The organism is Candidatus Termitispirillum reticulitermitis (assembly GCF_054655775.1).
In genome coordinates this window covers 1-4,218 of sequence record NZ_BAAIHG010000083.1, presented here as the reverse complement: position 1 = coordinate 4,218, position 4,218 = coordinate 1, and the positions used below count along the sequence as shown (strand labels likewise).

The following is a 4,218-nucleotide window of genomic DNA, read 5'->3' as shown; positions in this document are numbered from 1 at the left end:
CCGCCTCTTTCAGCGTTATCTCGTCCCAATTGCTAACACTGGTCTCAGTTACCTCTTTCGGCACTTTTATATCAAGCTCGCCGGTGTCAACGTCAACGATTATTTCAGGCTCAAGATATTTACCTATGCGCTTTGCCACAGCAGCTGCGATAGCATCGTGCATAGCCTCCGAAAGCTCCTCACGCGTGATACCTTTCTCGCGCTTTAGCTCTCCAAGCTCCTGCATGATAAAATCTCTGCCGATAGCACTATTATGAGTCGTCTCCATATACCTAAAAACTCCTTATTTTTCTATATTTATCTACTAAGCTATAACTCTATCTCAAGTTTGGCTTTCTTTACATCAGCTACTTTTACCTTAAACACAACGCCCTCTTCTTTACAATCAAGCGAAACTATACCGCCTGATACATCTATAATATTCCCCCGAAAGCGTTTGCGCCCACTAGCGTCTTTCTCTCTAGTCTCCAAAAGACACAGCCTCCCGATATTCTCTATGAAATCAGCTTCATCTCTCAGCGGTCTGTCAATACCAAGGGAGGAAACCTCTAAAGTATAGCTCTTAAAGGGGATAAAGTCATCCCCATTGTTATCAAGCCAAGCTGATATGCCCCGCGACACTGCCGCACACCTATCAAGGCTAACCCCTTCAACGGCACTATCAAGCATAATGCGCATAACAGTGCCCTCTCGCTCCCTTTGCAGGGTAATGCCGTAGAGTTTCAGCCCCTGCCCAGTCGCAAGTTCGCTCGCAATGGGCGCAATCACATCAACAACGCTATTATTCACAACTAACACCGCTATCCGTATAATAAAAAATGTGGGATTGAACCCACACAGCTACTAGATTACTACATAATAAATAAAAAAACAAGAGGGGAGTATGGAAATATTTATGCTACAATAGGCAGAGGAGCAGATATGAGGGGTAGCATAAAATGAAGCGAATATATCTGCCGATAGGTATAGATATTGTTGCAGATGGTGATGTGGCGATTACAGATGCAAACGCACACTACATCACAAAAGTGTTGCGCCTAAATATTGGCGATGAGCTTGAAGTGTTGATGCCAACTAAACTTGTCCGTGTTAAAATTGTAGCGCAGGACAAGCGTGAGGTAGTTGTCCGTGCCACTAGTGCTCGCGATATTATCGTGCCCGATTATTCATTCTGCGTTTATCAGTGTCTGTTAAAGCGCGAATATATGGATACTGTGGTAGAAAAGCTCACGGAGATTGGGGCGACAAAAATTGTTCCCGTCATAAGCAAACATAGCGGTGCGCTAAAGGAAAACGCTCTAAAAAGGTATAAAAGTATCGCTGTAGCAGCTACTCTGCAGTCTGAGCGAGAACAGCCTCCTGAGATAGCTGATGACATGCCTATCAGCGATATAGCAATAGAAAGTGGTGGAAATAATATACTATTTTATGAACGTGCACCCGTAAAAACTCCTCCAGTTGTAACAAGCAGAAATATCAATATTGTGATAGGTCCTGAGGGGGGCTTTACAGATGACGAGGCGTTAATGTTGGCAAACAAGGGCTTTGATATAGTTTCACCCGTTAGCAATATATTAAAGGCGGAAACTGCAGCGATAGTATTTGCAGGGCTAGTGATGAGTGCACTGGAAACAAGCGGATGACTGATATAGCTAAGATGCGGGTTGCCATTGATGAGGCGCAACGGGCAGCTGATGAACTTGAAACGCCAATCGGTGCGGCACTATTTATAAATGACGAACTTCTTTCAGCGGAGCATAACCGCAAGGAGCAACGCAGGCAGGCAACAGCCCATGCCGAGATACTGGCGATAGAACGTGCATGTGAAATAGTAGGCAATTGGCGACTAATAGGGGCGGAGCTATTTGTGACAGCGGAACCGTGTTTTATGTGTGCGGGGGCGATATTGCAGGCGCGTATAGCCCGCGTGGTGTTCGGAGTATGCGAGCCGAAATTTGGCGGTGTCATTAGCAGAGCGCAACTATTTGATGCCGATGGGCTGAACCACCGTGTGAACTATAGCTACGGACTATGCGCCGACGAGATTGCCGAGGCGATGCAAACATTCTTCAGAATGCTAAGGGAGAGATAAATAGAAAGACTGTTATTACCTATTTATCAGTTGTAGTGCCATTTGCGGCAACTGGTTAGCTTGTGCTAGCATTGCTGTGGCTGCGTTCATCATTATCTGGTTCTTCGCGAACTCTGCACTCGCCTTTGCCATATCAATATCCCTTATCCTGCTTGACGCCGCCAGAATATTTTGCTGTCCGATAGATAACGATTTCAACGCATATTCCATCCTGTTGATACGAGAACCTATCTCCGCCCTCTGCTGCACTACATTTTTAATGGCAGAATCTATCTTAAAAAGTGCCCTCTGCGAATCAGGCAAGGTAGTCAGATATACATCATTTATCTCTAACGACACAGTATCAACCCTGCCTACGCTTATATCCATATACTGCCCCGCATTCGCACCTATCTGCGTATCAGTCTCTCTGTTCGCTATATGGATATACTGCGGGTCTAAATTTGCGTCCTGCTCAAATACTATATTGCCATCAACACCCATCTTCGCACTGGTAATTATATTCGGGTTGAGCTTTATATTAACCCCCTTTATAACACCCCTCATCATATAGTCTATTGATATATCACTATTGATATACTGCTCCGTATGCGCATCAAATACGTTCATCGTTATAACATCATTCTCAGACTGCTGTATCTGCTCTATGCTTAACGCCTTAAGGATATCTTCATCCGCTACAAAACGTATCTCTGAATTCCGACCCGTCATAGCCCCCTGTATAACAATAGTGCCCTTCACAGCATCGTTACCACTACCAGTAGCTGTTACTATATGTGCCAGTCTGCTGATGTCAACATCGGGGTCGCCCATCTCTAGTGTTATAGCTATCGCATAAGCTATCTTATCGTTCAGCTCCTGCAATGTATTATACTTGTCCAGATATATATCAGCAGTCTTGTTGTTGCCGAGCAATGTCAGCTTTCTAGTATTATCTAAGAGCATGCGACCATTCGAATCTGTGAACTGCGCTACGTCCATAAGACGAGCCTCGCCAACAGGTAATGCCACATACTCCACCATACGTTTGTTGCTAGCTGTTTCAAACGCAGAAACAGGCAACACAGTCTTCATCACACGAAACTCGCCAGTATTATCAATCGTAACAACATTGTATTGCAGGTCGCCGTTGTCTTTATCCCACAGGACACGCGGCGTCTGGAAACCAAGCTGAGAGTCATTCGTATCTGGATATTGCGCAAAGTTCATATTGCCCGCTTTCGCAGTTGGCACGTCCATACTAACCACTCGTTGCGTGTCATCGGCAGGTGTTATCGCAGTGGAAGTTGAGTGCGTTATCCCCATCAGTGCTTTCGCTCCCGGCGTTATGTGCGAAATGTCAGAGAAATTAATTATCATATTAGGTGCACTCCCCCAAAAGCTCATCACGCTTGTTGTGGAGCAGTTAAACTCCATAACGCCATTACCATCACCAGGGTCATAAACTAGGCTCGTGACGATGTCAAGCGTCACAGTTTCATCACTTGTTACGCTGTATAATGTAAATTTGAAGTTAGTTGCAGAAGAAGAACCAACAGTGAGCACGTCTGCTATTCCGTTATATTCTACGGCAATATAAAAACCCATGTTGTTAGGACTACTACCAAGCATAACCACAATATCACAATTTGGATTAGAAGCTGGACTACTATTCAAAGAATCAGTTCCCCATAACCCACCAGTGGACCATAAGAGTGCACCCGCACCAATATTATTCGGATATCCTGTAGTGCCAGAGCCATAGTGGACAGAATAGCCTGCGTCGAATCTCCCCAAGCTACTTATGCTCACTGCTGCTGACGACATATTAACAGTCGCAGTCGTAGCAAGTGAGGTATAGCCTGAAACAGTATAGAGATTACGCGTAGTGAGACTCTCTGTGCTAAATATATTCGTCTTATAAACGGCATTCTGTCCCGGCTCTACACTAAACTCCAGCTTGTAGTTGCCACCAGCTGGCGCACCCGTCAATATAACATCTATCCCAGCATTACTGCTACTCCATAGCCCTGACGCATCACCCGATAACAACTTATGTGTATTAAAATCAGTCTCAACTGAAATCCTATCTATATCTGCCTTTAACTGTTCCAACTCCGCCTGCAATGCCCGCCTGTCATTAGCCG

5 protein-coding genes are annotated in these 4,218 nt (G+C 45.0%); 2 read left to right on the top strand and 3 right to left on the bottom strand.

Annotated elements, in window-relative coordinates; all coding sequences use genetic code 11:
• Both AC1MDJ_RS06915 and AC1MDJ_RS06910 read right to left on the bottom strand, forming a co-directional pair.
• The coding region (locus AC1MDJ_RS06915; RefSeq protein WP_479690198.1) for a NusA N-terminal domain-containing protein at positions 1-268 on the bottom strand (268 nt) is incomplete at its 3' end.
• A gap of 41 nt (positions 269-309) precedes the next feature.
• The gene (locus AC1MDJ_RS06910; RefSeq protein WP_479690197.1) at positions 310-789 is read right to left on the bottom strand and encodes a hypothetical protein; all 480 of its coding nucleotides are present in this window, start codon (positions 787-789) and stop codon (positions 310-312) included.
• 149 nt (positions 790-938) lie between these two features.
• Here AC1MDJ_RS06910 and AC1MDJ_RS06905 point away from each other — a divergent pair, with 149 nt between their 5' ends.
• Together AC1MDJ_RS06905 and AC1MDJ_RS06900 are read left to right on the top strand one after the other, a co-directional pair.
• Complete coding sequence (locus AC1MDJ_RS06905) at positions 939-1,643, top strand: RsmE family RNA methyltransferase (protein WP_479690196.1); 705 nt, start codon at positions 939-941, stop codon at positions 1,641-1,643.
• Entirely contained in the window at positions 1,640-2,092 is a 453-nt protein-coding gene (locus tag AC1MDJ_RS06900) for a nucleoside deaminase (protein ID WP_479690195.1), read from the top strand. The genes AC1MDJ_RS06905 and AC1MDJ_RS06900 overlap by 4 nt, the downstream gene beginning before the upstream one ends.
• A 15-nt stretch (positions 2,093-2,107) precedes the next feature.
• Here the strand turns inward: AC1MDJ_RS06900 and AC1MDJ_RS06895 are convergent.
• Positions 2,108-4,218: flagellin (locus AC1MDJ_RS06895; protein ID WP_479690194.1), on the bottom strand; the 2,111-nt coding region annotated here is incomplete at its 5' end.